At 59.8% G+C, this 26,896-nt stretch carries 22 protein-coding genes; 6 read left to right on the top strand and 16 right to left on the bottom strand.

Annotation, left to right across the window (positions count from 1 at the left end; all coding sequences use genetic code 11):
• Positions 1-47: 47 nt before the first annotated feature.
• The gene (locus KF841_04425; GenBank protein MBX3394596.1) at positions 48-773 is read right to left on the bottom strand and encodes a hypothetical protein; all 726 of its coding nucleotides are present in this window, start codon (positions 771-773) and stop codon (positions 48-50) included.
• Positions 774-926: 153 nt separating this feature from the next.
• On the opposite strand from KF841_04425, the gene mnmA reads away from it, so the two are divergent.
• Complete coding sequence (gene mnmA, locus KF841_04430; protein MBX3394597.1) at positions 927-2,099, top strand: tRNA 2-thiouridine(34) synthase MnmA; 1,173 nt, start codon at positions 927-929, stop codon at positions 2,097-2,099.
• An 83-nt stretch (positions 2,100-2,182) separates the two neighbouring features.
• Here the strand turns inward: mnmA and KF841_04435 are convergent, their stop codons facing one another.
• Positions 2,183-2,698, bottom strand: coding sequence for a hypothetical protein (locus tag KF841_04435; GenBank protein ID MBX3394598.1), 516 nt, complete (start codon positions 2,696-2,698; stop codon positions 2,183-2,185).
• Positions 2,699-2,899: 201 nt separating this feature from the next.
• On the opposite strand from KF841_04435, the gene KF841_04440 reads away from it, so the two are divergent.
• From KF841_04440 to KF841_04450, 3 genes are all read left to right on the top strand, one after another.
• Complete coding sequence (locus KF841_04440; GenBank protein MBX3394599.1) at positions 2,900-3,229, top strand: hypothetical protein; 330 nt, start codon at positions 2,900-2,902, stop codon at positions 3,227-3,229.
• A gap of 130 nt (positions 3,230-3,359) precedes the next feature.
• The gene (locus KF841_04445) at positions 3,360-5,318 is read left to right on the top strand and encodes an MFS transporter (GenBank protein ID MBX3394600.1); all 1,959 of its coding nucleotides are present in this window, start codon (positions 3,360-3,362) and stop codon (positions 5,316-5,318) included.
• 129 nt (positions 5,319-5,447) lie between these two features.
• Positions 5,448-6,230, top strand: coding sequence for a succinate dehydrogenase (locus tag KF841_04450; protein MBX3394601.1), 783 nt, complete (start codon positions 5,448-5,450; stop codon positions 6,228-6,230).
• Positions 6,231-6,329: 99 nt separating this feature from the next.
• Here the strand turns inward: KF841_04450 and KF841_04455 are convergent, their stop codons facing one another.
• The 11 genes from KF841_04455 to thiL all read right to left on the bottom strand — a co-directional run bounded on the left by KF841_04455 (position 6,330) and on the right by thiL (position 19,253).
• Positions 6,330-6,761: a DUF1569 domain-containing protein gene (locus KF841_04455; GenBank protein MBX3394602.1), complete on the bottom strand. Its 432-nt coding sequence runs from the start codon at positions 6,759-6,761 to the stop codon at positions 6,330-6,332.
• Positions 6,762-6,773: 12 nt separating this feature from the next.
• Positions 6,774-7,577 carry a class I SAM-dependent methyltransferase gene (locus KF841_04460; GenBank protein MBX3394603.1) on the bottom strand — a complete coding sequence of 268 codons (804 nt, stop codon included), beginning with the start codon at positions 7,575-7,577 and terminating at the stop codon, positions 6,774-6,776.
• Between the two features lie 64 nt (positions 7,578-7,641).
• A complete protein-coding gene (gene ppk1, locus KF841_04465) occupies positions 7,642-9,786 on the bottom strand; it encodes a polyphosphate kinase 1 (protein MBX3394604.1) in 2,145 nt (714 codons plus the stop codon).
• A 120-nt stretch (positions 9,787-9,906) separates the two neighbouring features.
• The gene (locus KF841_04470) at positions 9,907-11,619 is read right to left on the bottom strand and encodes a Ppx/GppA family phosphatase (GenBank protein MBX3394605.1); all 1,713 of its coding nucleotides are present in this window, start codon (positions 11,617-11,619) and stop codon (positions 9,907-9,909) included.
• Positions 11,620-11,767: 148 nt separating this feature from the next.
• On the bottom strand, positions 11,768-12,739 hold the full coding sequence (locus tag KF841_04475; GenBank protein MBX3394606.1) for a CHAD domain-containing protein: 972 nt from the start codon (positions 12,737-12,739) through the stop codon (positions 11,768-11,770).
• 263 nt (positions 12,740-13,002) lie between these two features.
• The gene (locus KF841_04480) at positions 13,003-13,908 is read right to left on the bottom strand and encodes a hypothetical protein (protein ID MBX3394607.1); all 906 of its coding nucleotides are present in this window, start codon (positions 13,906-13,908) and stop codon (positions 13,003-13,005) included.
• 1,253 nt (positions 13,909-15,161) lie between these two features.
• Positions 15,162-15,821 (bottom strand): RdgB/HAM1 family non-canonical purine NTP pyrophosphatase, encoded by a 660-nt coding sequence (gene rdgB / locus KF841_04485; GenBank protein MBX3394608.1) that lies wholly within the window; start codon positions 15,819-15,821, stop codon positions 15,162-15,164.
• A 23-nt stretch (positions 15,822-15,844) separates the two neighbouring features.
• Complete coding sequence (locus KF841_04490; GenBank protein MBX3394609.1) at positions 15,845-16,804, bottom strand: hypothetical protein; 960 nt, start codon at positions 16,802-16,804, stop codon at positions 15,845-15,847.
• A 91-nt stretch (positions 16,805-16,895) separates the two neighbouring features.
• Positions 16,896-17,627, bottom strand: coding sequence for a ribonuclease PH (rph, locus tag KF841_04495; protein ID MBX3394610.1), 732 nt, complete (start codon positions 17,625-17,627; stop codon positions 16,896-16,898).
• Between the two features lie 88 nt (positions 17,628-17,715).
• A complete protein-coding gene (gene tsaE, locus KF841_04500; GenBank protein ID MBX3394611.1) occupies positions 17,716-18,261 on the bottom strand; it encodes a tRNA (adenosine(37)-N6)-threonylcarbamoyltransferase complex ATPase subunit type 1 TsaE in 546 nt (181 codons plus the stop codon).
• On the bottom strand, positions 18,261-19,253 hold the full coding sequence (thiL, locus tag KF841_04505; protein ID MBX3394612.1) for a thiamine-phosphate kinase: 993 nt from the start codon (positions 19,251-19,253) through the stop codon (positions 18,261-18,263). Before thiL ends, tsaE begins: the two co-directional genes overlap by 1 nt.
• 141 nt (positions 19,254-19,394) lie before the next feature.
• Between thiL and ispD the strand changes: the two genes are divergently transcribed.
• Positions 19,395-20,141, top strand: coding sequence for a 2-C-methyl-D-erythritol 4-phosphate cytidylyltransferase (gene ispD / locus KF841_04510; GenBank protein ID MBX3394613.1), 747 nt, complete (start codon positions 19,395-19,397; stop codon positions 20,139-20,141).
• 276 nt (positions 20,142-20,417) lie between these two features.
• Here the strand turns inward: ispD and KF841_04515 are convergent, their stop codons facing one another.
• Positions 20,418-23,150 (bottom strand): vitamin B12-dependent ribonucleotide reductase, encoded by a 2,733-nt coding sequence (locus KF841_04515; GenBank protein ID MBX3394614.1) that lies wholly within the window; start codon positions 23,148-23,150, stop codon positions 20,418-20,420.
• Between the two features lie 497 nt (positions 23,151-23,647).
• On the opposite strand from KF841_04515, the gene KF841_04520 reads away from it, so the two are divergent.
• Positions 23,648-24,370 carry a class I SAM-dependent methyltransferase gene (locus KF841_04520; protein ID MBX3394615.1) on the top strand — a complete coding sequence of 241 codons (723 nt, stop codon included), beginning with the start codon at positions 23,648-23,650 and terminating at the stop codon, positions 24,368-24,370.
• Here KF841_04520 and KF841_04525 read toward each other — a convergent pair.
• Both KF841_04525 and KF841_04530 read right to left on the bottom strand, forming a co-directional pair.
• Entirely contained in the window at positions 24,344-25,705 is a 1,362-nt protein-coding gene (locus KF841_04525; protein MBX3394616.1) for a UDP-glucose/GDP-mannose dehydrogenase family protein, read from the bottom strand. The two genes, KF841_04520 and KF841_04525, sit on opposite strands and share 27 nt — an antisense overlap.
• Before the next feature lie 417 nt (positions 25,706-26,122).
• Complete coding sequence (locus tag KF841_04530) at positions 26,123-26,821, bottom strand: lamin tail domain-containing protein (GenBank protein ID MBX3394617.1); 699 nt, start codon at positions 26,819-26,821, stop codon at positions 26,123-26,125.
• Between the last annotated feature and the right edge of the window lie 75 nt (positions 26,822-26,896).

Below are 26,896 nucleotides of genomic sequence, written 5' to 3' on the forward strand. Positions count from 1 at the left end.
AGTCGCGCCACGTCAGCATCGTCCGGCATTCGCGGGGCGCTGGTGAATCAGATCCACTCATTCAGGTCGTCGAGAAGCGCGTCGCTCCGCACAGAAATCACAAATTCGTCCGATGGCGCTACAAGCCGGCGAATTGTCCGAAGCGCGTCGCGCTGGGCCGGGGTTATGCCGCCGACGATACGGATTGCAAAAAGCCGGCGTCCGAGGGAATTCACCCAATCGGTCGGGCGCGATGTAACGGACGGATCATTCAGGCACACGCAGCCACCAACCCACGCTGAGTTGCAGTCATCAATGAACTCACGCGCCATGGCGGGCGTGCCCAGCATCTCATGGCCGACTGACACCGCGATCCGCAAGCCAAGCATTTCGGCGTCGAATCGAATCGCCTGCAATACGCGCAGCAGATTCGCATGCTCGTCCTCGATCCGCCGACCCCCGTCGCTCGCGGCATCCAGTCGCGGCTCGCGAACTATCAGCATTCGAAAGCCCGCTTCGGCCGCCGTTCGCACCCATTCGATCGCGTGGGTCGCCTGCGGTGGAAATGGATGCGGCGCGGCAGTGCCCCGCGGCATCGCCAGATGAGTCGGCATCACGATCGCGGCTCCGGGCATAACCGACGCCGCCCGCAAACGCTGCGACGCCTGTCGTAGTCGATCGACCACCCGGGCCGTGGATGCTTCATCAAATCGAACCGATGCGCCGGCCGATGTGAAGCGACCCACCTGCACGGATTCGGATTCGCTGAATTCAATGAACGCCTGGCTCGACATCACACCCCGAGAACCCTGCTCCGCATGGCATGTTCGGACCGGAACCGCCCCGCTCCGACAAAACGGGGCGTTTGCATTCACGAGCGGCCGAAAAACAGCGGCCATTCGCGCTTCGCATTGCCCCGCCACTTCTCGCTAACTAAACTAAAACCCATGGAATCACGCCGAAGGATTCTCGTCGCCATGAGCGGCGGTGTCGATAGCAGCGTAGCCGCGTGCCTGCTCCGCGAGCGAGGCTTCGATGTCGTCGGTGTTTTCATGCGCCTCGGCGCGGAAAATCAGGTGGCAGGCAGCCCGGCGACCGTTGGGGCGAATTGTGCAACGGGCAACGACCGGACCATCTCACTTCCGATCGCCAGTGGACAGAGCGACGATTCCGGCGGTCACGCAAAGTCCAAGGGCTGCTGCTCCGCCGCTGACGCAACCGATGCCCGAGCCGTCGCCGGCCGACTGGGCATTCCATTCTACGCACTGAATTTCGAAAAGGACTTCGGACGGCTCGTCGACTATTTCGTCGAGGAATATGCCAACGCCCGCACGCCGAACCCCTGCGTGCGATGCAATCAATGGCTCAAATTCGGCAAACTCGTGGAATACGCCCGGGTGGTGGATGCATCAATGATTGCCACGGGTCATTACGCGCGGATCGATCATGACGGTCCGCGCTCGCGGCTGCGGCGGGCCGCATTTCGAGAGAAGGACCAGTCCTACGTCCTGTTCGGCATCGGAGCGGAGACGCTTCGGCAGACGCTCTTCCCGCTGGGTGAAATGACCAAGATGGAAGTGCGCGACCACGCCCGCCGCTTCGGGCTCGCGCTGCACGATAAACCGGAATCGCAGGACATCTGCTTTGTCCCCGACGGCGATTACGCGCGACTTGTCCGATCACGCCGGAGGTCCGCCTTCGTGCCGGGGGAAATTCGGCATGTGGACGGCCGCCTTCTCGGCACGCATGATGGACTCGCAAATTTCACGATCGGCCAGCGGCGAGGATTGCGGGTCGCGACCGGTTCGCCGATCTATGTCACAGGGCTGGACGCCTCGACCCAGACGGTTTTTGTTGGATCACGTGACGCCGTCATGTCACCCACTGTGAGCGTTAGCGGTGTCAACTGGCTGATGGAGCCGCCGAAATCGCCGATACGAGCCGATGTTCAGATTCGATACCACCATGTCGCCGCGCCGGCCGTGATCCATCCGTGTGCGGAGCCGGGCGCTGTACGGATCGAATTCGACGAACCCCAGGCCGCGGTGACGCCGGGCCAGGCGGCGGTGTTCTACGCGGGGGATGAGGTCATCGGCGGCGGCTGGATCGAGAGCCGTTGACTCCCGGCGGATTCCGCCTCGCGCCGAGCCATGTCTTTCCAGCTTCGTCAATGCGAAACGATCGCACGAGTTGACCATGCGTTTTAATGACGTGGATCGGCTCGATTCGCAAGTAGCGCCAGCGCGGCCGCCTCGGACTCTGACACCCATTTCACCGTCAGGCCGTCTTTCGTGCGATAGAGAACGTTCCGGCCATTTCTGAACAGCGTCGAGTGCGAGTATTCGCAAACAGCCAGCGGGATCGGCTTATCCGTGCAAGGCCTGGCCCAGTTCGCGTTAAAAAGCAGGTAATGCTGCGGATACCGTCGCGACTCTGTGGCATCGAACCCGCGCCAGATGACGCCGACCAGCTCAGGCGCGAGCGTATCAAGTCCCTGATCCTTCGCCATCGAAGCATAGCGGGTCAGGGCCTCCGCACATTCAATGCGCGAAGTCTCACCCCGCTGCCACGCAACCAGCAGCACCAACAAGGCCAGCCCGAACAGCAGAAGCGAGGCCCGCCGCCAGAAATTCAGTTTCCGCCGAAGCGCAATGGCATGACCCACTCGCTGATCCCGGTTGACTTCCGACGCACTGTCCTGACTGGATTCCGGCGGCATTCCGGCGCCTCCCTGAATGAAGACAGCGGGCCTGATCGTTTGGATTGCGGACGGCCCTGCGCGAGACTATACATCGTTGATGTGTCGTTTGACAGGAGGCGGCAAAATCGCGGGGATGCATGCGGGCGGAAACAGCCCCGAACCAACCGCTCCCCAGAGGCCGCCGCCGGCCGACAGACTGCAAACCGAGGTGAATGAGAGATGGGCAAGGACAAGGGCGTAGTCGTCTCATTTCGCGTGGATCGTCATCTCGCGAAAGTGCTGCGCAAGGTGCCGGACAAATCGTCATTCATCCGCGACGTGATACTCCGCAGCTTCTACGAGACGTGCCCCATGTGCAGAGGCCGCGGCGTGCTCCCGGCAGAGTTGGCGCGCTGGGCCGCCCGGATCCTGAAGCAGGAAAAGACGGTCGATTGCGTCTGCTGCAACTACCGTTATCCCCCCGCGTCATTGCCTGGCAAAAAAAGCGGCACGAAGACGAGCCGGCCGTTCACCTGCCCCCATTGCCAGTCGCATGAGCACGCACACTAGGCCCGCCATTCTGGACCCGCAGCCCAGACACGATGTTGTCGCGGCGGCGGCCCGATGCTATTCTCGGCCCGCCGAATGACCGCGCGAAGCCGCTCTCGCGATCTTCGCTTTTCGCCAGGACAACAGACGCATGAGCGACCATTCCAAGCCGGCTGCGGTCAACGACGACCAGTCGTTCCCATCGCTGCTGATACGAAACCGCAATTTCGTGCTCTTGTGGCTGGCTTACGGCATCTCAGCGCTTGGCGATCACCTATCCGAAATGGGCCTGCTGAAGCTCCAGGACGCACTCAGTCCGGACCGCGAAGACTCAATACGCATTCAAGCGCTCATGCTGCTGACGTTTATGTCGCCATTCGTGCTGTTCGGCCCGGTCTTCGGCTGGCTGGCCGATCGCCTCCCGCGCCGGGCGCTCATGTTGACAGCCGATCTGCTTCGCGCGGCGATCATGGTTGAAATGCTCTGGTTGCTGAAGTACTTCGACTCGGAATTCGCGGCCGGCAGCAAACCCCTCGCGCTGCATTTGGCCGTCATGCCGCTCGTGTTGATGGGAATTTTCGCGGCAATGTTTTCCCCCGCGCGACTTTCCATGCTGCCAACGATCATCCGCTCGGATCAGCTTGTCCGCGCCAATGCAATGACCGCCGGCCTGGGCATGATCGGAACGATCTTCGCGGCATACATCGGCGGCCTGATTATTCAGCACCATCACGGCGCCGAGGCCGGCGTGCTGACGATCTTCCGACTGAACAGCGTCACGTTCTTCCTGAGCGCGGTGTGCATTTTCTTCATCCGCCCGCCGCGGCACATTCCGTCGAGCGAGTCGCACGATTTCAAGGCGATTTCCAAGGGATTTCGCTACATCACCCGGCACCGTCGCGTCGCGGAGCTGATTCTCATTTCCACCATTCTCTGGACCGCCGCCGCAACCATTCGCAGCCTCATTCCGGCCATCGTGAAGAACGTCTTCGGCGGGAGCTACGGGGACCTCGGGTTCTACCAGGGGCTTCTGGGAATCGGACTGCTTGCCGGCTCAATCGTCCTGACGATGTTTGGCGGCGCGCTCAGGAGCGAGCTCGCCATGTCGTGGTCGCTGAAGCTCGCGGGCCTCTCCGGTGGACTGCTCACGTTGTCGGCATGGCTGGGCTGGGGCCGCATGGTATGCGGCGTCGGTCTGTTTCTAATCGGTGTGTTCGGCGCCGGAATTCAAGTCAGCGTCAATGCCCTGATACAGCGTATCGTGCCGAATTCCATGCGCGGCCGCGTTTTTGGTGTCCACGACCTCTGCACCATGTCCGGCCTATGCATCGTAACCGGAATCATCGGCCTGCCCGAATGGCCGAACATCGACAGGCATCTGGCATGGATCACGGCCATCGCGTCCGGCTCGCTGATCCTGGCTGGATTGATCACCACGATCATTCGACTCAAGCGCGGCCGGTTCGGCGTCGTGCTGACGTTTTGGAAGAACCTGAACGACTTCTACTGCTGGTTCTGGCCCCGAGCCAAACGCGACGGGATTTGCACGATTCCGTCGACCGGTGGCGCGATCGTGGTCGCGAACCATTCATCGACGCTCGACCCATTCGTGCTGACCTCCGGGTCACCCAACCGCGTCATCGGATTCATGATCGCCGTGGAGTACGCGAAGATTCCATTCTTCAGCAAGCTGGTTCGCGCCATTGAATGCGTTCCGGTCACTCGCAGCGGCGTCGATACGGCCTCCGTCAAGGCGGCGCTTCGACATCTTCAGGAAGGCAAGCTCCTTGGGATTTTTCCGCAGGGTCGAATCCAGAATCCGGCGGATCCGGTCGTTACCAGGGAAGGTGTTGGAATGCTGGCACTTCGCAGTGGTGTACCGGTGATTCCCGCCTACATCGGCGGCCTGCACTATAGCGACAGCGTTGTCGCCCCGTTTTTCCGGCGGCACAACGCCTTCGTTCGATTTGGCAGGCAGATCGATCTTTCGGCGTGGAAGGGACGCGAAAAGGACCGGGAGGCGTTCCGCGAGGTTTCAGACTACGTCATGGCCGAAATCATGAAACTCAGGGACCAGCCACCGGCAAAAACGGCTGAAAACGTCGAATAACAGCGAGAGCTCGCACCGGCCCGATGCCGGTGTTAGCCGGGGTTATTGACGCCACGCCACGCCGTCTCTACGCTAGAATCCTCGGATTACCAGCAAATTCGTCCCTGAACGATCGAGGGTGAAACACACTTGGCCACGTCATCCCCCACTCCGTCACAGACCTTCGAACAACGGAATCACTTTCTGCTTCGCAAGCTCCACTCCCTGTCCGGAATCGTCCCGGTCGGTGTATTCCTCATCGAGCACCTCGTGACCAACTCGATGGCCGCGTTTGGTACCGAAGCAGACCCCGGCGCCAAGTTCAACAAATCGGTGCAGTTCATCGCTGATCTGCCCTTTCTGTTTTTCTTGGAGTTTTTCGGAATCTTCCTGCCGCTGGCCTTCCACGCCATCTACGGTATTCGCATCGCCATGACGGCGAATTACAACTCCGCCCAGTATCCGTACATGGCCAATCGGAGATACAGCCTCCAGCGCGTCTCCGGCTATGTCGCATTCGTGTTTCTCATCGTGCACCTCCTGAAGTTCCGGTTCGCCCACTGGATCGGCCTCGCCGAGAAGCACTTCCTGCACACCGGAAATTACTTCCAGACCACCTACAACGGCCTGATGGATTGGCATCCCTGGGGCCTCTACATGCCGCCATCCGTCGTCATGACCTTCTATGTCATCGGTCTCGCGGCGGCGAGTTTCCACTTCGCAAACGGCCTTTGGACATTCTGCATCAGTTGGGGCATTACGATCGGCGAGCGGGCACAGAAGCGCGTCGGCATGGCTGCCGCGGTGTTTGGAATCGGACTTTTCTCGCTCGGACTCCTCTCGCTGTGGGGTTTTGCCACCAAGGGATCACCCGATCACAACAGCGACCGACGAGGCTCAACGGCGGTCGTGGAGGGTGCCTCCGCAGAGTAACTGATCGCGCGACCCACCGTGCGATCGCTCGTCGCCATCGACTCATTTGCGGCCAAGCCAGGCGTCGGCCCCGTCTGCTGATCCGTGGGAACTCACTATTCAAACGATACGCTTCAGGTGATGTGCGGCATGGACTTCGTGAAAACGAACCCAGCCTGACTTCGTCATGTTGCCGAAGAACGGATGCGTGCGGTAAGGCCCATCGCTAACGAACATGGACGCGATGGCCGAACGAAGCCGGTCAAGCGAAGCCTCAAGATCGACATCCGATTGCGGCACGATGGAACTCACCGCGGGGACGCCTCGAGGCAATCGCCCTAATCCGAGAAAGATCACGCGAAAGATGCGCCGCAGCCACATGGGCGGAAGACGATCAGGAAGCTTGCCAACGGGAAGGCGATCCAACTGCCACTCAATGGTCATGGCGAGGTGATCGGCAATCTGGGCGAGCGACCAGCTCACCGATCGCGATTTGCCTTCCGACGCGAGGCATTGAATCTGTTCAGGCACGCGAGCCAGCGGTATCTGCATAAGATCGATTCGTCAGAGCGCCCCCACGCGCATGTGGATCGGCCATTCCACGATGCGAGGCGACGCCGGTTCTCCCCACGCCGAACGCAGATCGGCTTCGATCTCGTCGAGCGGATTGTAGCCCCGGGCATCGACAAACCGCTGAACAGCCGACCACGAACCCAAGTATCCGACGTATTGCGCAAGATTCCATGATTCGCGACACGCAAACGTCGGCACCGCAGAATCGTCCCCGCTCGAGGCCTTGTTTCCTCGATCTCGAAAACGCGACTCGTGAAACGGAAACGGGATGGATCGATAGCCGTCATCAACCCAGCATCGGTCCGGCGGCCAGAAGGGGCCGACGATTTCGTGGTACAATTGGCCAACCACCGCGTCGATCGCGGATTCGACGCGCGAAATCCCGTAGCACCACGCGGCAACAATGCCATCCTCATGCAACGCACGTCGCACGTTGGCGAAAAATGCTTCTGTCGCGAACCAGTGCAGAGCCTGGGCGATTGTCACGAGATCGACCGAATGGTCCCTCAGTCCTTCGCGCGGGCCCGCGCCTTCGGCCAGCGCGACATGATATTTGACGCGCGGATTCGGCAAGGCGTTGGCAATCTGTTCCGAGCTGCCATCCGTCGCAATGACCGAATCAAAATGACCCGCAAGCCCGACAGCGGCCTGGCCATTGCCGGTACCGACATCCCACGCGAGCCCGCGGCGGGTCGCAATCCCCGCGAGGTAATCGATGAGCCCGCCCGGATAGGACGGTCGAAACCTTGCATAGAGCGCGGCCTGCTTCGAAAACAGATCCTGAAATTCGCTCATCGTGCTGAAGATCCGGCTGTCGATCCCGACCGGTCCTGGGCGTCGCTCAAATCGTCATGCAATGTCATGCGCCGGAATCCCGTTGATTGTCCACCAGCGCGGCATCGCGTGCGATGTTCATCAGCGTGGTATGCGATCCGACTTGCACAGCCGGATCGGTCGGCGTGCGGCGAACGTACGAGCCATCGGACATCATGTCCCACGCAAGAACCTGATCATCAAGGCAAACTTGCAGAGTCTGCCAGAGGCGTTGCCTGCATCCCAGTTCCTCTACCGGCACGACGATCTCGACGCGCCGGTTGAGATTGCGGTACATCCAATCGGCCGACCCGATAAAGAAGCGACCGTCAATCTCCTGCTCCGCGCCCGATCGGAAGTAGAAAATACGCGAATGTTCAAGAAACCGCCCGATGATCGATACGACCTGGATGTTTTCACTCATACCCGGCACGCCGGGGCGCAGTGTGCAGAAGCCGCGCACAATGAGGCGAATCGGCACGCCCGCCTGCGACGCGCGATAAAGCGCCCGAATCACGCGACGATCTTCCAGTTGGTTCATCTTGGCGATGATTCCGCAGGGCAACCCGGAATTGAGATTTGCAATCTCGCGGTCGATCATCTCGATGAATCGCGTCGCCATGGTAACCGGCGCAACCAGGATATGCTTGTAGTTGCCTTTCAGCGATCTGCCGGTCAGATAGTGAAACAGCTCAACCACTTCCTCGGTGATGTGCGGACGGCATGTGATCAGACCGATGTCCGTGTAAAGCCTCGCCGTTTGAAGGTTGTAGTTTCCGGTGCCGATGTGGACATAACTGCGGAGCTTGTCCCCCTCCTGCCGGACCGCCAGCGCGAGCTTGGTGTGCGTCTTGTACCCGACGATGCCATAAACGACGTGGACGCCCGCACGCTCCAACTGATGAGCCCATGCGATGTTTCGCTGTTCGTCGAAGCGAGCCTTCAGTTCGACAAGCACAACGACCTGTTTACCCTCTTCGGCCGCATGAATCAGACTGTCCATCAGCGACCGGCTGTCGCCCACGCGATATAGCGTGATCTTCAGCGCGAGCACGCGCGGATCCTCCGCGGCGCTTCGGATGAATCGCTCGACACTGTCTCCGAAACTCTCATAGGGATGATGAACCAGGAGATCGACACTGCGGACGACGCTGAAAATATCAGCGATCTCGTCCGATAGACGCGGCGGAATGGTCGGCGTCCACTGCGGATATTTGTTTCCAGGCAGGTCCAGTTCACAAATCGGCCCGAGAGCCGTGAATTCCAGGCCCGCCGGCAGTTCGTATACGTCCTGCTCCGAAAGTTCCAGTTCACGCATCAGAAACTGGAGCGTCCACGGATCAGCGCTAGGATCGTGGCCGAGCCGCACGATTCGTTCAAAGCGGCGCTCCCGCAATTCCTGCTCCACAAGTTCCAGCAGGTCTTCGGCATCCTCTTCGTCGCGCTCGACATCGGCATTGCGCGTCACGCGAAACGGCGTGACACTGAGTACCTGCATCCCGGGGAACAGCGAGCCCAGGTTGTGACGAATTACTTCGACCAGGCTGATGAATCGGTGAACGTTTGTGTTCTCAGGAAGTTCGAGCCGAAGCCAGCTCGGCAGCACGTTCGGAACCTTCACCCGGGCAAAGAGCCGCTCCTCCTGTCTCGGATGGTAGAGCTTCACGCCCAAAGACAGCGACAGATTCGAAAGAAATGGGAACGGGTGCCCCGGATCAACGGCCATCGGCGTCAGCACGGGAAAGACGTTGTTGCGGAAGTAGTCGCGTGCGTAGGCCTTCTCCGCGTCATTGAGCTGGTTCCATTTCAACAGGAACACACCCTGTTGCTCGAGTGCCGGCCTGATGTCGTTCTGGATACAGTCCGCCTGTGACTGCAACATCGGCAAAACCGCCTGCCGAATCGCGGACAGCTGTTGCGCGGGGGTCATCCCGTCGAAGGACAGCGTATTCACATTGGCGGAGACCTGCCGCTTCAGACCGCCGACGCGCTTCATGAAGAACTCATCCAGATTGGTCGTGAATATCTGGAGGAACTTCACGCGCTCAAGCAGCGGCACATCGCGATCGGCCGACTGCTGCAGCACGCGGCGGTTGAAATTCAGCCACCCCAGCTCGCGATTGAGGTAACGACCGCCGCCGATATCGCCGTCCAGGCTCTCAGATTCGATGGGAACGATGCCGGTGTCCATACTGCGATTCCGACCTGTTAATCGTCTGTTCGGCGACCCGGTGTGAGTCCCCGCGCACAAGATGCTGTCGCAATAATGTGGAAATAATAGCGGTGAAACCACGAATCCGCGAGCAGGAAGCTAGTGGTCCTCGTCCGCCGCCGAATCCACCGACTGGACCGGCTCCAGCCCGGCATCGACCTGGCCGGCGATGCGCACCTCCAGCCGCGCTCCGAATTCCCTCGAAAAAAGCCGCTCGTGACGACGGGTCGTGTATAGCTCGAGTTCGGCATCGAGCGTTGCCACTGCCTCGATCACGACAACGCCATCGCCGATGCGACAATCGATATCGCGAATGACCGAGTAATGCGTACGATCAAGCGCGTTGGCCACGCGAAGGATGACCGCCAGTTTTCTAACGGGTTTCCGGAATACCGGGTCGAGTTGCTGGTAGCTGAAGTGAGGCTTCTTCGGCCGCTCCTTTCGGTGATATCGGGCAATGTTCGCGATGATTTCGATTTCCTGGTCCGTGAAGCCCTTCAATTCGCCATTGCGGATGAGATAGTACGAATGCTTATGGTGCCCGCGCTGACTGATCATGTATCCGACATCATGCAGCAGCGCCGCATATACAAGCAACTCCTTGAAGCGGCCATCCATCTGATGAAGCGGCTGCAACTGGTCAAAGAGCTGCCCTGCCAGCCGGGCAACCTGATCCGCATGTTCGCGGCGGTAGTTGCAGCGCTCCGCAAGCTGGACGACGCTCCGCATGCGCGGGTTCGGCCATGTGGCCCGGGCCTGGAGTTTCCGGCGATGGCTCCCGATGTAATCGACGATCACCCCCTCGCGCAACGCGAAGTCGCAGTATTCGATCCGCGGGATACGGAGGGACTTCATCACGAGATGCAGAAGCGTCGCCGCCGGCAGACAGGCATCGACCCGACGCGCATCCATGCCGGGTATTTCGAGCCGTTCCGCACGGGTCGTGCCGGTGAGCACCGCCAGCAAAGGCTTCAGCTCTTCGTGTGAGATGCACAGCTGGGTCGATTCTTCGTCGTAGCTCGCGCCGCGAAGGTGGGCGCAAATCACCGCCAGGCTCTTGATCGCGCCGGACGTGCCGATGCAACGCAACGGTGCCGGAAATGTTCGAACATGATCGTAGAGCGGCGCGACCTGCCGCTGGATGTGCCGGCGAAGCGCCTTGATCTCCGCCGACCGCGGCGGATCCGATCGGATAAATAGCTCCGCCATGCGCGAACCACCCAGCTTCACGCTGTGGATCAGCGACGCGCAGTTGGCACTGCCAACAATGAATTCCACGCTGCCGCCGCCGATATCGATGATCAGATTCTCCGCCCGGCCCAGGTCAACTGCGTGGCGGACCCCAAGGTAAATCAGTCGTCCCTCTTCCTCGCTCGTAATGACGCGAAGGTCAAGCCCCGTCTCAGCCGCGGCCCGATCGACGAACTCGCCGCCGTTGCGCGCTTCACGAACAGCGCTGGTCGCGACGGCCTTGATCTTTGTGACGCCCTTGAGTTCGGCCATCTTCAGAAACCGCTTAAGCGCTTCGATCCCCTTGTTGATCGCATCGTCGGTGAGAATATGATCCTGAAACCCCCCCTTACCTAGTTGCACCATGTCCTTGTCCGTGCCAAGAACATGGAAGTCTCCCTGCGGCGAAATTTCGGCCATGACGAGGTGGATACTGTTGGTGCCGACGTCGATCGCGCCGAGTTTCATTGGAGCCTTCGCGGCATCAGCCAACGGAGTATCGTCCGGAACCAGGTTATCAAGTGGCGTGAATGCCAGACCGGCATCTCCATCGGCTTCGATAATTCTGCGTAGTACATCCATATGTGGTTCGTGAAAACAGACGCTTCCAGTCCCGTGATTCCCGGAATGGGGCGGATCGTACATGGCGAAGGTTCGCGAAAGGCCCCGCGACGATTGCTGTGCAGCCTGCGAGCCGCGGCTCATCCGATATGGTAGAGCGGCGATCGGGTCATGCCGGCCCGCCCGCCATTCGCAAATCTCCCTCCGTTGCCCGCTCCAGCGAGGAGGCGACCTTGCCCTTCGCGGTCACAGAACTGCCGCTGCGGTCGGGGCGGCCGAACACATCGGCTTCGATCGCGCGACGAAGTCGCGGCCAGGAGATCATAATCTCGCCGAGTTCGTCCGTCATGGCTCGGGCTCGACGGGCAGCGAACTCAAGAACTGATGCGCACCACAGCGGACCGGCCGAAAGCGTCTGCTCATCCTGAGCGATCTGACCCAGCATTCGCGCGGCGCAAAAATGATCATTCCATGCCCCGAGCCGATCCTGCATTGACGCACTGGCCTTGAGCAAGTCATCACGCGTCTGGCCATCGAGCCGGCAAACCAGCTCGGTTGAATATCGAAACGCCTTGAGACGGATTCGCGTCTTGTGAAGACCCGGACCGTGTTCACGGGTGGGCGGCCGATCAATCAGCCGCTTGGCCTTCTCCTGCCAGAGCCGACGCGCGGCGCGGAGCAGATCTTTCTCATCGCGGCGCGACTCCAGCCCGCGCAGCTTCTCGCAAAGGGCATCCATCACACGCAGCACCCGCGACGGATCCGCCCGCTCGATCTGATGCCGTGCCGCAATCAGATCGGATTCTCGCTCGATCGCCAGAACACCCTGCAACTTTGCAAGGTCTTCCGGATCGGACGCGAATCCGGATTGATCGCCCGCAATGGCAAGTCGAAGCACGTCAACATCTCGAACGCGTCGAAGTGCATCGCGAATGTCACCCAGTCCGGAACGCAGCCGCAGGCATCGCTTCCGGCCGAAAAATCCGGCCAGTAGCTCGAGCGGCTCGCTGAGTCGGCGGGACGAGACCCGCAGAATGTGAACGCTTTCGATGTCCCGTGTCGCCATGACGCGCGTCAGCGAGTCGTCCAATCTTTCGAGGTGTTTTGTGATGAACTTCAAGAGTCCGTCCGTGGGGGACATGTTGGCGGCTCCTGCGACATCGGCGATTGACAGACGTCTATTCCGGCATTCGCCGAATAGAACACCGCAATTCATCATAGCGGAAGATCGGATGTTGTCTAAATGGATATTGCGCGGAATCGCTGCGACGGATCACAAACGCCCGCCAATCATAAGTTTCGCATCCACTGCAAGTAAGAGCGGATTGTGAAATGTTCCGCGGCCGATTCGAAAAACTTAATAAAGCGAACCCCCCCTGAGCGGGGTGCCTGCCCCCGCTGCTGCTACTCCGCCGCCTTGCGATGGACCTGTTTCGATTGCAGTAGGCCGTTCAGACGGCTCTTGAGCAGTTCGAACACCTTGCCAAGTTCCCGATCGAACCGGTCTTCCGATCGATCCACCGACGACGCGGTGCCATCGTCGTGGCGTAAATCTCCTGCTGGCGCGGTCGATGGCTGTGATATGGCGCTTGCGGCAGACTCGGCGCGCGCCGAGTCCGCTTTCGCCTTACGACGAAGCACCGGCTCCGCACGCTTGCGGCAGTCCTTCAGAATCGCCCACGCCGATTCGATCTGAGCGGCCGTCAGCGTGGTGGTCGGCAGCGCCGCCTTCAAATCGACCACGACCTGATGTGAATGGCGCAGAATCCAGCGGCGGACATAGGCCTCCCACTGATCCGGATCCGACGCCACACGATCCAGACCCAGTGTCGAATCCGATGCTCCCCACCAGCGGGGATATTGACCGTGGCCATGAGCCGCAAGTTCAGCGTTCTTGAACTGACTCAGCGACTCCATGTCAAAACCCGGTGCTATCTGCTCGCGCCACTCGGCCTCTGACACAATCACGCCGCCGCCCAGGTAACGCCCCATCGCATCCATGCCGTAAATTCCCTGAGCAGCCAGCCGAAAATCAGCCACCTGCACACCCGGCGGCATATTGAACGTTTCCACGCCCAGTGACTTCGGATGGTCAGGGCGGTCGAACTCGGCATGATGAAACGTGTGGACCTCGACAACGCCATGCGTGATCGACGTGTTCTCGCTTCGCTTCAGCCACCAGCGACCGTCGACCCGCATATAGTCGTTCTTGACAACGTTGAGGTTGCGCAGGGGGCCGTCACTCTTGATCTCGCGCAGGACAACCTCCACGACCGCATCGTCCTTCGCAGGATCGATCCACCAAACCATCTCACTGCGAGTAGAACTACTCTCGCCGAGGGGGCCTTCTTCAACGTCACCTCGACGAGACCGGCCGACTCCTTTACCAACCAGCGACCTCGCGTCGACTGAAACTTCTCAAGAAGTTGGGATGGAGAAACGTCCTGAAGCGACTGAGTCGTTAAGCCCAGTGTCCTGGGATCGGAGAGTATATACTTGTCGGGCGACCGATCGGCAAAGCCCACGTGAATGATCGTGTCACCATCATATCGCCGCCACTCGTCGCCTTTCTCGCGACATCGGATAATGTGAATCGGAGTACAAGCGTGCCGGACGCCCAAAGTGGCCTGTCCGGTATTAAAATGCACATTCCGAACGCCCTCATCGTTTCCCGAGTCATACCAGTAGGCGTCAGCTCCAGCCAGTCTTGTCTCGAAGCGAGACTTCTTCATGATTCGAGTGTCCAAGGCCAGCCGTTCGGAGTCATACTTCATGTAGGCGGTTTCGAAGGCGGTTCGTCGGCTGAACGCTCGACCTAGCACTTCGGGAACCGACTCGCCCGGTTCTCCTTCAAAAGGCAGAATCAGCACGGCTGTCAAGATAGCTGTCATCAAACCGCCTCACATCGCAATCGAGTGAAACACGAATTCTCATGACGACAAGACTGCTTATATTCAGATCGTAAAGAATCTCCAACTCCACATTCACACGCCATCCAGCCGCCTATTGGAAATTGGCATTCAAATGGAATTTCCTGGACAGGATTCCAGAGGCACTCTGTTTCACCGTTACAAGGAATTCGATCGCACGCGTTCGACATCCCAGTGAGATTGAGTACCCAGGCCGCCGAAAGCACAGTTGTCAGTGCCATGGGTATATCTACCCACTTCGAACTGTTCATCATTGAACTCCTCCGCGCCCATGATTCCCTACAGTCGACCGCCTGACACGATCGCTGCCCGACTCAACCAATATACACCCAAACCACGCAGTGGCAAAAAAAGGGAATTTTCAAAAAAAAACGAGGATCTACGACACAATGGTGTCACACCTCGGAAATCGCGGACGACAGTAAAAACTTGAACTCAACGGCAGAACAGTGGTTGCGCCATGTCTCGCCGAGCCTCATTTCACTCCTGCGAAATATTCAATCCCGGCTGAACAGCCGGCAGCACCTGACAAACTTTGATTTCACACCCTCTGATGGGGTCTAAAATACAGTTGTCCGAGTCAAAATCACGGGGTGCCATCGCAAGGTACTCGGTATCAGCGCGAATTGCGGCCTACCCAGCCAACCCCAGCGCGGCAGGGAGCACTCCACAGAGAGAACGCAGCGCCCGGCCGCGATGACTGATGCGGTTCTTATGCTCCGAATCGAGTTCGGCCGTCGTCCTGCCGAGCGATGGAATGTAGAAATGCGGGTCGTATCCAAACCCATTGAATCCGCGCGGTGTATCGATAATGACACCTTCCACCACGCCGTCGGCCTTTGCGATCACCCGGTCGGCCGTAGCAAGTGCCAGGGCGCATCGGAACCGCGCAGTTCGGCGCTCAGCCGGCACGCCACCCAGCAAGGCGATCAGTTTGCGATTGTTTGCCGAATCGCGTGTTTCACGCGGGGCAGACTCGGGTACGTCCTCGGCGAAGCGCGCGGACCGCACGCCGGGGCGGCCGCCCAGCGCGTCCACTTCAAGTCCGGAATCATCGGCAAGCGTGATCATTCCCGTCGCGCGGGCATAGTACAGTGCCTTCAGCTTGGCATTCTCGGCGAAGGTCTCGCCATCCTCATGCGGCTCCGGGATCGGAGGCACATCGCGAAGTGTTTTCCATCGGAATCGGTCGCTCGCCGCTCCCGTCAAAGCGGTCCCATGCTCGAGCACTTGTTCAATCTCGCGGGCTTTGCCGGGATTACCCGTCGCGATCAAAATGACGATGGAAGGCATGTCGGTCGGCACGAAGTCACTCCTCACTGCCGGCGCGGAGCGGGTTCGGGCCGGGGAATTCGCGCGAGAAACGAGTAATTCGGAATCTTCTCACGCCGATTCGTCTCGGGATTGCGAACGAGGTTGTAAACCGGGTGACCATTTTCGAGGTTGTACTTGAACTCTTCTCTGGCCTGAAGCGATTTGACTTTCGGCGAATAGCCGCGGCGGCCGGATGGATCAATGACAAAGGCGTCCTCGCCAAATGTGCCCACACAGATCGACGCCTGCGACTTGTCTGTCGCGAAATAATAGTACGCCTCATAACCACGCTTGCGCAGGTCTTCGACCCAGAGATAGGCCGCCTGCTTGTAATCATGCAACGTGGCTGTCGGATATGTGACACCGACGTTCAGCGTATAGACCCCCTTGGCGTTCTTCAAATCCCATTCCGGCTTGCCGACGAATGACTCCGGCTTCGGAATCATACGTGCACTGAAGAATGGATACTGCTCGCCGAATGCAAGTTCGCGAATGAACCGCAGATCACGCTTGATCTCATCGCTCAATTCAATGACCAGATCTCCCCGCGTCTTTTCCTTGCCGTCGGTCCTGGCTTCGACATACCGCAGCGGATATTCCCCATAGAAGATCTTGCTGCTCTGCTCGCCATGTTCGACCGAAACGCGCCGTGCGTCGATTCGATCAACCTTCTTCAACATGGTCGCAAGTCGATCGGCCGTCTCGCGCCGACCCTTGCCCTCGAATGCATTGCATTCGATCGTCCAGATTTCCCGGGAGGATCGCGATCCACCGCCGAACAGTTCGGCAAGCGATCCGCCGCTCGTTCGATTCGTACCGCCCGATTCCGCGGTTCGGCTTGATCCGGATGACCGACCGCCGGAATCGGGATCGCACCCTGTCATGACGCAGGTCAGGACCAAACCGCATACCCACACCACGATTCGATGCGCCTCGCGCTTGTCGCTCTGGTAGTTTTTCATGTGCTTTCCGCGTTCGGAGTTTGTCGGATACCGTTCGATCCTCTTCGCGCCGCGACAACCACGAAGGCGGCGACGTCCTCCGCAGATCCATTTATCTGCCGGGACGGCGCTTCTGCGCCAACGAATGCCGCTGCGCCGCAAAAAGTTCCGCCAGACCCTTCTCGGCAAGTGCCAGTATCTGGTTCATCTGGACCCGCGTGAATGTCCCCGCCTCCGCGCCGCCCTGCACTTCGACAAATCGGCCCCCGCCGGTCATCACGATGTTGAAATCGACCTCGGCATCCTTGTCTTCGTCATAACACAGATCGAGCAGCACCTTGCCGCCGACCAGCCCCACGCTCACGGCCGAAACGCTGTCGATGATCGGATCTTCCGAGATCAGCCCGCGCGCTTTCAGTGTCCGTACCGCATCAACCAGCGCGACGTACGCGCCCGTGATGCTCGCCGTTCGTGTGCCGCCATCGGCCTGGATGACGTCGCAGTCGATGAGAATAGCGCGCGGCCCGAGCTTCGCCATGTCCACAACCGCCCGAAGCGACCGGCCGATCAACCGCTGAATCTCCTGCGATCGCCCGTCGATTTTGCCGCCTCGATCGCGCTTGCGACGCGTGCTGGTCGCCGCGGGCAGCATATCGTACTCCGCAGTGACCCAGCCAAGGCCCGACTCCTTGCGCCATGGCGGCAGATCGTTATCGATGCTGGCAGTGCAGAGCACGCGCGTGTGACCCGATTCAATCAAAACCGAGCCCGCCGGAGCATGTGTATAGCCCCGCGTGATTTTCACGGGCCGCAATGAATCGGATGCTCGACCATCGTGGCGGATATTCGCATCTTTTCTTTTCTTGGTGGCGATTGCATCACTCCTCGATTGAATGCCGCCGAAACAGGCCGCGCGGTCGGGTTCCCATGCCTCAGGCTCCGCGCTGCGAGTCCGTTATCGCTTCCTCCGATGCGCCGGTCAAGCCCGCCGACAAAAGGCGGGTTGCAAGTTCCGACTCGGCGGCGCGCAGCGAGATTGATCGCGCCGTTTCACCTGGCGTATCGAACTCAATCCAGAGCGCGTGCCGCGGCATTGCGTCCCCCACGCGGTCGGCCCACTCGATGATGACGATGGCCCCCTGCGTCAGCATCTCTTCAAAGCCGATTGCCGCCAACTCGTCCGATGAGGTCAGCCGATACGCGTCGATGTGATGGATCGGCAACCGACCTTCGTACTCATTGACCAGCACGAAGGTCGGACTGTTCACCGCGCGCGGATCGCGGACGCCAAGCCCGAGCGCGAGGCCTTTCGCGAAGTGTGTCTTACCGGCCCCGAGGCGGCCAACCAGCGCGATGACATCGCCGGCGCGGAGCACCGCCCCCAGTCGACGGCCCAGCGCAATGGTTTCGTCCACGCTCGATGTCTCAATCCGAGCGATCAACGGGGCATCAAATCGTCCGACCGGTTCATTTGCCATCATGTGAAATGCTGCCACCCACCGCTGGTAATCCGCACTTTCGATCCATCCTTCTTCACCATATGAAGTCCCGACTCCTCGATGACCACCCCGATCGGTCGAACCGGCGCGAGCTTCAATCCATGGGACATGGACAACGAATTCAGGGGATTGCGTTTCTCCTGATGAGCCACCTGATGGAACCGAAGCACATCGACGACATGAAGCAATTCAAAGTCCTCGCCGTCGTTCAGCACATGATCGACGATGCTTCGGCCGTCGTTCCTCGATGCCACGATCGCGTCATCCGATGCAACCGACTCCAACGCATCCTCGCGAATCTCCATTCCGACGCCCGAGGACTCACACAGCCGCCGCCCATCGATCGACAGGCCGTCGCTCAGGTCCATCATCGCATGCAGTCCGTCGCCCAGCTCTTCCGCGAGCCATTTCGCCTCATTCACGCGAGGCTCGAACGCCAGATGCCGGCCCGACAGGCTGCCGCCCAGAGATCCCGTCACACACACCAGATCGCCCGGCCGCGCGCCCCTGCGCGTAACCGGCCTCAAACCCGGCCAAGGTTCAGCCATGATCGTCACATCCGCGACCAGCGGTCGATCCCAGCTGTTTGTATCGCCGCCGATGAGGCGGACCCCATACTGCAAGGCCAGTTCGTCCATTCCTTCGAACAACCGTCGAGCCTGCTCCATCGTCCACTCATTCGGAAGCGCAAGACTCACGATCGCAAAGCGCGGCTGTACAGCCATCGCGGCGCAGTCGGAAAGATTCACCGCCAGCGCCTTGCGGCCGATCTGCTCCGGCGAATGAAGACTCGCATCGAAGTCCACACCGTCCATGATCATGTCCGCCGCGACGAGCAGGGCGTCGGCATGCGGACGAATCATCGCCATGTCATCGCCCAGACCGATGAGCACCGCGTCATCCGCGCCACCGGTCGACTGACCGAAACGACCGCTGATCCAGTCCACAAGGTTGTTTTCCGATTTCTCCATTGGCACCAGACATTCTAAGCTCGAAAGCCGGGAGAACGCACGGGGGATAAAGCGGCTTGATGCGCGTGCGCCACGCAGTTGTAATAAGTGCGCGTCTCGGATTCGAGAGTACCCCGGTTGTACGGCATCGGAGTGATCAACATGGCCAGGTTCAGCGTCATCGTCGTCGCCGCAGGAAAAGGGGAGCGGTTCAGCGACAAGGAAAACAAGGTCTTCGCCAGGATCGGCGAGCAGCCCGTATTTCTCAAAGCGCTTCAACTCTTCTGCAATCGCGAGGATGTCTGCCAGACGATTCTTGTCGTCTCGAAGGATGATACCGAGAAGGTGAAATCGCAGTTCGGCGCGAATCTCGGCTTTATGGGTATCCATCTCGTCGAAGGCGGGGCCGAACGGCATGAATCCGTCGCCAATGGACTCGCCCGCGTCCTCGAGGACGCTGAGTTCGTGGCGATTCACGACGCCGTGCGCGTATGCCTCGCGGAGCAGTGGATCGACGCGATCTTCGAGGCGGCAGTCAGATACGGCACCGCCGTCCCCGTGACGCCGATCACGTCCACCATCAAGCGGGTGGACGAGCAACGATTGATCGGAGAGACGGTTCCCCGCGACGGGCTTTACATCGCCCAGACCCCGCAGGTTTTTCGGCGGAAAGTGATTTTCGAGGCGTATCAGAAACTCGCGGCGGAGTCGATCCTCGCGGGACAGTCGCCGACCGACGACGCGCAGGTCGTCAAAGCGGCGGATTTCGAGATCACTGCGATCGATGGCGACGCACGGAACATCAAGATCACCACGCAGAGCGATCTCGTGCTTGCGGGTGCCATACTGAAGACACTACCCGCCAAACCGGTCTCGCGCTCCGGCGCATTTGAAGAAGCCCAGTGGTGAAAGGACGCACTCGGGCCGCGCTTCACGTTTCGAGCTTATGCGCTGGTCGGTTGGATGAGTGACTCACGATCGAGCGCCACAAAAAAAGAAAGCGTCGAGGCCCTCTAGGGGATCCCGACGCTTTCCGGAGGGGAAAGAAGCCTGCTTCCCATGCTCCCTCGCTGTTCAAGTCAGTGACTGACAGCCCTCCGAATTAATGACACCAAATAACGCTATCGGCAAGGGCCCTGTTCGTCCATTAAAAAACGTCAGGGTTTTTCTGGCGGCCAGCCCGGCTTAACATTGGGCGTACCCGCATGCGTGACACTTGGTGCATCCCTCTCCCATATCAAGGTCCCCGCCACACTCGGGGCATTTCAATCGATACGCCGAACGCGCCGCGAGCCGTGCCGGGGGGTCGAGCAGGCGGCTGACGCTCAGCGTGGTGTCCGTATCGGCATCGTCTTCGATATCCGAATAACCGTTGCCGTTGCCGCCCCTGTGAATATCGACCGGCGTCTTTTCAATCTCCGCGGGGTCAATCTCGCCCAGAAGCAGGGCACGCAGGCCGTGGCGTTCCTTCGCGCGGGTGAACCGCTTCAGTGCCTGGGCCAGACCGTCGCCGAGCGACATGATCTTCCCATCCCGTGTGGGAATCTGGAGGTGGGTTCCAATACCCGAAAGCTGCTTCACCACGTGGATCAGGCTGCCGCCGGCCCTCAACCAGAGGCTGATCATCCGGCAAATGGCCTCCAGATCGCTGTTGGCGATGTCTCCGCCCTTGCCGAGCTGGGCAAACACTTCCAGTTCCCGCTCAGTCCGCGGATCGACCGTAATCTGGATGTGCATGTTGCCGAAGGGTGTCTGCTGGCGGACTCGAATCCCGCTGGTGATCGCCGGCAGTTCCTTCGGCTCGAGCGACGCGGGTTTCTTCACTTTCGTGATTCGTTCACCAAACAGGTTCGTTTCCGTCTCGATTCGCGGGCGGTCGTCTCGGGCATCCCGAGCGGCCGTTGAATCGACATTCGTCGATGCAATCGGCGCGGCCTGGGCCGTCTTGCTCGTGCAGCACGCGCTGGGTGCGGCTGCGGCAGGGTCGGACTGTCCGGCGGACTTGTGCTTATCCTCGGAGTTCGCGAGCGCCATCGGCTGGCTCGAACGACAGCCGTCGCGATAGACCGTGACACCCTTGCAGCGCAGTGCATAGGCATCGCGGTAGATCTTTTCGACGTCGTTCGAAGTCGCATCGTGAGCGAAGTTGATGGTTTTGCTGATCGAGGAATCGCAGTGCCGCTGAAACGCCGCCTGCATGCGGACGTGCCACTCTGGTTGAATATCGTGAGCGCAAACGAACACGCGCTTCACGTCTTCGGGGATGCCGTCAATATGAGCGAGGGTGCCTTCCTTGGCAATCCGATCCATCAGACCCTCGCTGAAAAAGCCGCGCTCGCGCGCGACAATCTCAAATGTCTTGTTGATTTCAATCATCGGAGCCTTGCCTTCGTCCTGCCCTTTCAAAACGTTGCGGAAGAAGGCGAGGCTGAACATCGGCTCAATGCCGCCGCTGCAATCGGCGATGATGCTGATCGTGCCGGTCGGAGCAACGGTCGTCGAGCAACTGTTTCGCATCGGGCGATGGTACTTTGTATCCCAGTGGCTGTTGGCCCAGTTGGGAAAATTACCCCGCTCAATGGCGAGCTTTTCGGAGTAGTTGTGACTTTCGTCATTGACAAACTTCATCAGGCGTTCGCCCCACGCCACGCCCTCGTCTGAGTTGTATGCCACACCGAGTTTGTACAGCGCGTCGGCAAAACCCATGATGCCGAGGCCGATCTTGCGATTGGCCGTGCAGATGTCGTGAATCTGTTCCAGCGGGTAGTTGTTCGCATCGATGACGTTGTCCAGGAAGCGAATGCTCTCATGCACCGTGTCACGAAGCGCTTCCCAGTCAATCTCCGCCGCCGGAGTACACTCGTTCTTCACGAACAAGCCAAGATTGATGCTGCCGAGATTGCACGCCTCGTATGGCAGGAGCGGCTGCTCACCGCAGGGATTGGTCGCTTCGATGCGTCCGACATGGGGCGTCGGGTTGGACTCGTTGATCCGGTCGATGAAAACTACGCCCGGCTCGCCGGTCTGCCACGCATGTTTGACGATGATGTCCCAGAGGTCCTGCCTTGAATAGACCGGGGTTACGCCATCATAAGATTCCGCACGGATCAAATCGCGTACACCATAGTCACGAATCACCACGTCACGGGGGATGTAGAATTCCTGGCCGTTGCGAGGGTTTCTCGTGAGGTGCGGACTGTTCGGGTCGCGGAGAAATGCCTCCATCCACTCGTCCGTTATCTTCACGGAGATGTTGTAATTCGTGAATTGGCTGAGGTCCTGTTTGGCGTGCAGGAATTTGAGAATATCAGGGTGATGAATGTACATCATGCCCATGTTCGCGCCGCGGCGAAACGCCCCCTGCTGAATGGCATTTGTCGCCTCGCTGAACGCCCGCCAGAAACTGATCGGTCCGCTCGTCGTCCCGCCGCTTGATTTGATGAAATCGCCCGTCGGCCGAAGCTGGTCAAACGCGAAGCCCGTGCCGCCGCCGGCCTTCTGAATCAGTGCCGTGTGCTTGATCGAATCGAAAATCCCGTCGATGGAATCCGGCACTGGAAGAACAAAGCACGCACTCAACATGCCCATGGACCGTCCGGCGTTCATCAACGTCGGACTGTTCGGCATGAACCTGCGCGAGGTCATCAGGCGCTGAAAGCGGGTCTTCCACTCGCTGCGACATGCCTGATTCGCGCCATACTTCGATTCCACGGCCGCCATCGTCTCCGCGACGCGTTCAAAAAGACTTTCCGGTCCTTCCGTGCAGGCGCCGGTTTCGTCTTTCTCCAGATAGCGCGCGCGCAGAACCCGAACCGCGTTTTCCGTCAGGCCGGCGCATTCGCGTCCGCTCGCCCCGGCGACATCCGTGTCGCCCGCAACTCCTCGATCCGTCGAAATGGTCACCATCTTCGCCACCATGATTAATCTTCAATCCGAAACCGCGCTGAAAAACCTTCAGGCAGCTCCTGAGCCAACAGTTATCACTGCCGCCCCGGCTTCGGTCGCCGAATCCGGGGAGCCACGGCATGCAGTTCGCTTCGTCCCACTCCATTGGACCCAGCAAAGTCGATGAGAAACCGAACGGATCGCCCCGACTTCGCCGGACTCAACCCATTCCGAATCGGAAAGACGTCGGAAATTGTTTCGGTAACTCTTCGATGTGCCCTTGAGGGCAAATGGAAGGAATATCGCAATATGTTGTGGGTGTCAATCAAAACATTACAAAATATAGTAGTTTGCTTAACACTCGAATTCCATGGAAGTTAGGCGCAGAATGGCATCAAATACACAAAAATGACGATCAAATAGCCATCGCCCGGTCGCGGCGGGCGGCTTGGGGTATATACCCCAAGTCAAGGACCTATAAAGCGCGTCACCAGCCTGCCGGGGGGTGAAAACGGCGATTCGATTCATCAATGAGCACTGACCGCCAACATGCCGGATCGGCGGCACTACCACATCAGTGCCCTCTATGCGGCACCGATTCGGCGTCACGGGCGCAATCCCACGGACGCGACTTTCACCACTGCCGTGAATGCGATCTGATCGCCGTCGCCGCCGAGCAACATCTGTCCGCCGGCGCGCAGCGTGAACGCTATGCCAATCATGAGAATTCGCTGGCAAACGCCGGATATGTCCGCATGTTTGATGCGTTCGTCGAGCGGGTTCGTGAATACGCGCCGCCTCCCGCCAGAGCGATCGACATCGGCTGCGGGCCGCATCGGGTGCTGATCGAACTGATGCGACGCGCGGGTTATGACGCGGTCGGTTTCGATCCTGTCTACGGCATCGATGACACGATCGTTGCACCCTTCGATCTCATTGTTTCGACGGAGTCGTTCGAACATTTTTCACGACCGGGCGAGTCACTCACCTTCCTCCTCGGACTTCTGAATGAGGGCGGCGTACTCGCCGTGATGACGCGACTGCACCCGGGATTCGACGGGATCAGTGACTGGTGGTACGCGCGCGACCCGACGCACGTGTCGTTCTACTCGGCGGCCACCATGCGATGGATCGCCAAGCGGCACGGCCTCGAGCTCCTGGCTTGCGACGGCGTACAGATCACGGTGATGCGGAAATTCCGCGGGCACGCCGGCGATGATTCTCCATCAACCCAGCACGTCGGCCAACTGTGAGGTGGACGCCGGGGTCTCTGTTTCGCAGTAGACGGGCGGGCGGCCGACTGAATGGTAGGTGAACCGATTGCGCTTCATCCAGTTGGCGTTGTAGAGATTGCGGCCATCAAAGATGATCGGCCGGCTGAGGGCGGCTCGGATCCGGTCGAAGTCGGGACTCCTGAACTCGTCCCATTCGGTGAGCACAAGCAACGCATCGCAGGCGTTGAGCGCCGCATAGGCCTCATCGGCGTACTCGAGCCGCTTTCCGTAAGCCTCCCGCAGGTTGAACAGCCCCTGCGGATCGTATGCGCAGATTTTTGCTCCGGCCTCCAGCAGTCCGTCGATGATGGAGAGGGCCGGCGCCTCTCGTATGTCATCGGTTCGTGCCTTAAATGTGACACCCCACACCGCAAATCGTCTCCCGGTGACGGAGCCATCGAACTGGCCCAGCACCCGATCGACGAACACACGTTTCTGACGCTCGTTCGTTTCGTGGACGGCCTTAAGAATGGCCGGCTCGTGTCCGACCTTTTCCGCCACGTTGGCAAGGGCCTGCACATCCTTGGGGAAGCAGCTTCCGCCATAGCCCACGCCGGGGTAGAGGAAGTGTGACCCGATGCGCCGGTCAGAGGCCATGCCCTTTCTCATTTCGTCGATATCCACGCCTGCTCGTTCGCAGATGTTCGCCATTTCGTTGATGAAACTGATTCGCATCGCGAGATAGCTGTTCGCCGCATACTTGCTCATCTCGGCCGCGCGACGGCTCATCAGAAGAATCGGCGTGTTGTTGGGCGTGGAGGGCAGATACAACTGTCGGACGAGTTCCGCGGCTTCCGGATTGCCCGCGCCGATCACAACGCGGTCCGGCTCGCGAAAGTCACTGACCGCCGCGCCTTCCTTCAGGAATTCGGGATTGCTGACCAGGTCCACGGGGTGTCGCGTCAACTGCCGCATTATCTTCTCGATGCGATCGCCGGTTCCGACGGGCACGGTCGACTTGATGACCACCACCTTGCCTTCGGTCATTCGCTCGGCGATGGCCCGAGCAGCGGCCTCGATGCCGCCGAGATCGGCACTGCCATCCTCCCGCGGCGGGGTACCGACGGAAATGAAGATGATCCGAGCATGCCTGACGGCTTCATCGGCATCGGTCGTGAATGTCAGCCGTCCTGCTCGCGCGTTCTGAACGATCAATTCCTCGAGGCCCGGCTCGTAGATGGTGCACTTGCCCGCCCGCAAGGAAAGGACCTTGCTCTCATCGATATCAAGGCAGCAGACATGGTTGCCGCAATCGGCAAGACAGGTTCCGGTGACCAATCCAACATAGCCTGTGCCGATAATCGTGACCTTCATGGGTCATTCCTTTCGCGCTGGGTTTCAACACAATCATAGGGTAATTCGGCTCAAAGGGGATGATGCTTGTGGATGCTCGCCTCGAATGGAATCCCGGACGGCCCGAGAATCGCGTCCCCGACGCCGGCCGACGTTCCAGTTCTGTATTGAACCGGGGGTAAAAATAACGAGGGCGGAACGAATCAGGCGATTCGCTCCGCCCTACAGGGTGGAGTGGGTATCAGCGTCCCAACCGGCCTTTTGCCGATTCGAGTTCAGTTGCGTTTGCACCGTTTCGCCCGAAACGGGCGGAATGCGGCTCGCCCTCCTTAAACGTACGAGCCTCGCTCGATTCACGCCGAAGAAAAAAGTTCGAAAAAGGGCGAACGGGGCGCCGAGGTCGATGCTCGACACCCCGATCGCGCAGTCTTCACAAACTTACGGGCAGTTTCCGGGGCTGCCGACCACCACGTCGGCGAAGGCCTGCATGTCGCGCCCGTCAATTTCGCCGTCCTCATTCATGTCGGCACAGCGACAGTCGTCGATCAGGGAATTGCCCAGCGCACAATCGACGAAAGCCGCGATGTCCGCTAAGGCAACCGAGCCGTTCCGATCGGCGTCGCCCAAGCAGGTCGAGCAAAGTGAGCACGGCACGCCGACGTAGACACCCGGATTACCGCGATCGCCGGAGGCGGCGTTGTAGGAGCCTTGCTGATCTCCGACGAGCGACAACTGCCATCCGTACACGTTGTTTTCTCCGAGATTCTGGAGGCAGGTCCAGCCGCTGATACCGGCCGTCCGGATGGTGCCGGGGAAGTTCTGATCGCCATAGGTGAGTCGATCGACGAGAAGGCCGCCGGCATCATAAAGGTTGATCTCGTCGTTGCGACCGAGGTTGTTCGAGTGGGGTCCGACGACCGTCACGCCGGACAAACCCCAGTTCGCGATGAAAGTGGCGGGGGCGACTTCGGTCAGAATCACCGACTGACCCGGCGCCACAATTCCGAAACCCGAGAGGGAAACGCTTCCCGGCGTGCGGCTGTCGTCGTCGTAGCTCCAGCCGGTCATGTCGATCGGAGTATTTCCGATGTTGGTGAACTCGACGAATTCGCCGGAACCGGAGAGCGGATTGTACATCCACTCGGTGATTCGAATCTGCTGATCGGAGGGCGACGGGCAATCGGTCGTCGCGCACTGGGTTTCGGGGCCCTG

The sequence above is a fragment of the Phycisphaerae bacterium genome, from assembly GCA_019636475.1.
Taxonomy (GTDB): Bacteria; Planctomycetota; Phycisphaerae; order UBA1845; family UTPLA1; genus JADJRI01.

What these genes read in the sequence shown, in the direction of transcription:
- KF841_04425 (MBX3394596.1), bottom strand. Translation starts at nt 773, where the DNA reads ATGTCGAGCCAGGCGTTCATTGAATTCAGCGAATCCGAATCCGTGCAG.
- KF841_04520 (MBX3394615.1), top strand. Translation starts at nt 23,648, where the DNA reads ATGAGCACTGACCGCCAACATGCCGGATCGGCGGCACTACCACATCAG.
- thiL (MBX3394612.1), bottom strand. Translation starts at nt 19,253, where the DNA reads ATGGAGAAATCGGAAAACAACCTTGTGGACTGGATCAGCGGTCGTTTC.
- KF841_04525 (MBX3394616.1), bottom strand. Translation starts at nt 25,705, where the DNA reads ATGAAGGTCACGATTATCGGCACAGGCTATGTTGGATTGGTCACCGGA.
- KF841_04460 (MBX3394603.1), bottom strand. Translation starts at nt 7,577, where the DNA reads ATGAGCGAATTTCAGGATCTGTTTTCGAAGCAGGCCGCGCTCTATGCA.
- KF841_04440 (MBX3394599.1), top strand. Translation starts at nt 2,900, where the DNA reads ATGGGCAAGGACAAGGGCGTAGTCGTCTCATTTCGCGTGGATCGTCAT.
- ispD (MBX3394613.1), top strand. Translation starts at nt 19,395, where the DNA reads ATGGCCAGGTTCAGCGTCATCGTCGTCGCCGCAGGAAAAGGGGAGCGG.
- tsaE (MBX3394611.1), bottom strand. Translation starts at nt 18,261, where the DNA reads ATGGCAAATGAACCGGTCGGACGATTTGATGCCCCGTTGATCGCTCGG.
- KF841_04445 (MBX3394600.1), top strand. Translation starts at nt 3,360, where the DNA reads ATGAGCGACCATTCCAAGCCGGCTGCGGTCAACGACGACCAGTCGTTC.
- KF841_04530 (MBX3394617.1), bottom strand. Translation starts at nt 26,821, where the DNA reads ATGTACAATCCGCTCTCCGGTTCCGGCGAATTCGTCGAGTTCACCAAC.
- rdgB (MBX3394608.1), bottom strand. Translation starts at nt 15,821, where the DNA reads ATGCCTTCCATCGTCATTTTGATCGCGACGGGTAATCCCGGCAAAGCC.
- KF841_04435 (MBX3394598.1), bottom strand. Translation starts at nt 2,698, where the DNA reads ATGCCGCCGGAATCCAGTCAGGACAGTGCGTCGGAAGTCAACCGGGAT.
- ppk1 (MBX3394604.1), bottom strand. Translation starts at nt 9,786, where the DNA reads ATGGACACCGGCATCGTTCCCATCGAATCTGAGAGCCTGGACGGCGAT.
- KF841_04455 (MBX3394602.1), bottom strand. Translation starts at nt 6,761, where the DNA reads ATGCAGATACCGCTGGCTCGCGTGCCTGAACAGATTCAATGCCTCGCG.
- KF841_04515 (MBX3394614.1), bottom strand. Translation starts at nt 23,150, where the DNA reads ATGGTGGCGAAGATGGTGACCATTTCGACGGATCGAGGAGTTGCGGGC.
- KF841_04470 (MBX3394605.1), bottom strand. Translation starts at nt 11,619, where the DNA reads ATGGATGTACTACGCAGAATTATCGAAGCCGATGGAGATGCCGGTCTG.
- KF841_04490 (MBX3394609.1), bottom strand. Translation starts at nt 16,804, where the DNA reads ATGAAAAACTACCAGAGCGACAAGCGCGAGGCGCATCGAATCGTGGTG.
- mnmA (MBX3394597.1), top strand. Translation starts at nt 927, where the DNA reads ATGGAATCACGCCGAAGGATTCTCGTCGCCATGAGCGGCGGTGTCGAT.
- KF841_04475 (MBX3394606.1), bottom strand. Translation starts at nt 12,739, where the DNA reads ATGTCCCCCACGGACGGACTCTTGAAGTTCATCACAAAACACCTCGAA.
- KF841_04480 (MBX3394607.1), bottom strand. Translation starts at nt 13,908, where the DNA reads ATGGTTTGGTGGATCGATCCTGCGAAGGACGATGCGGTCGTGGAGGTT.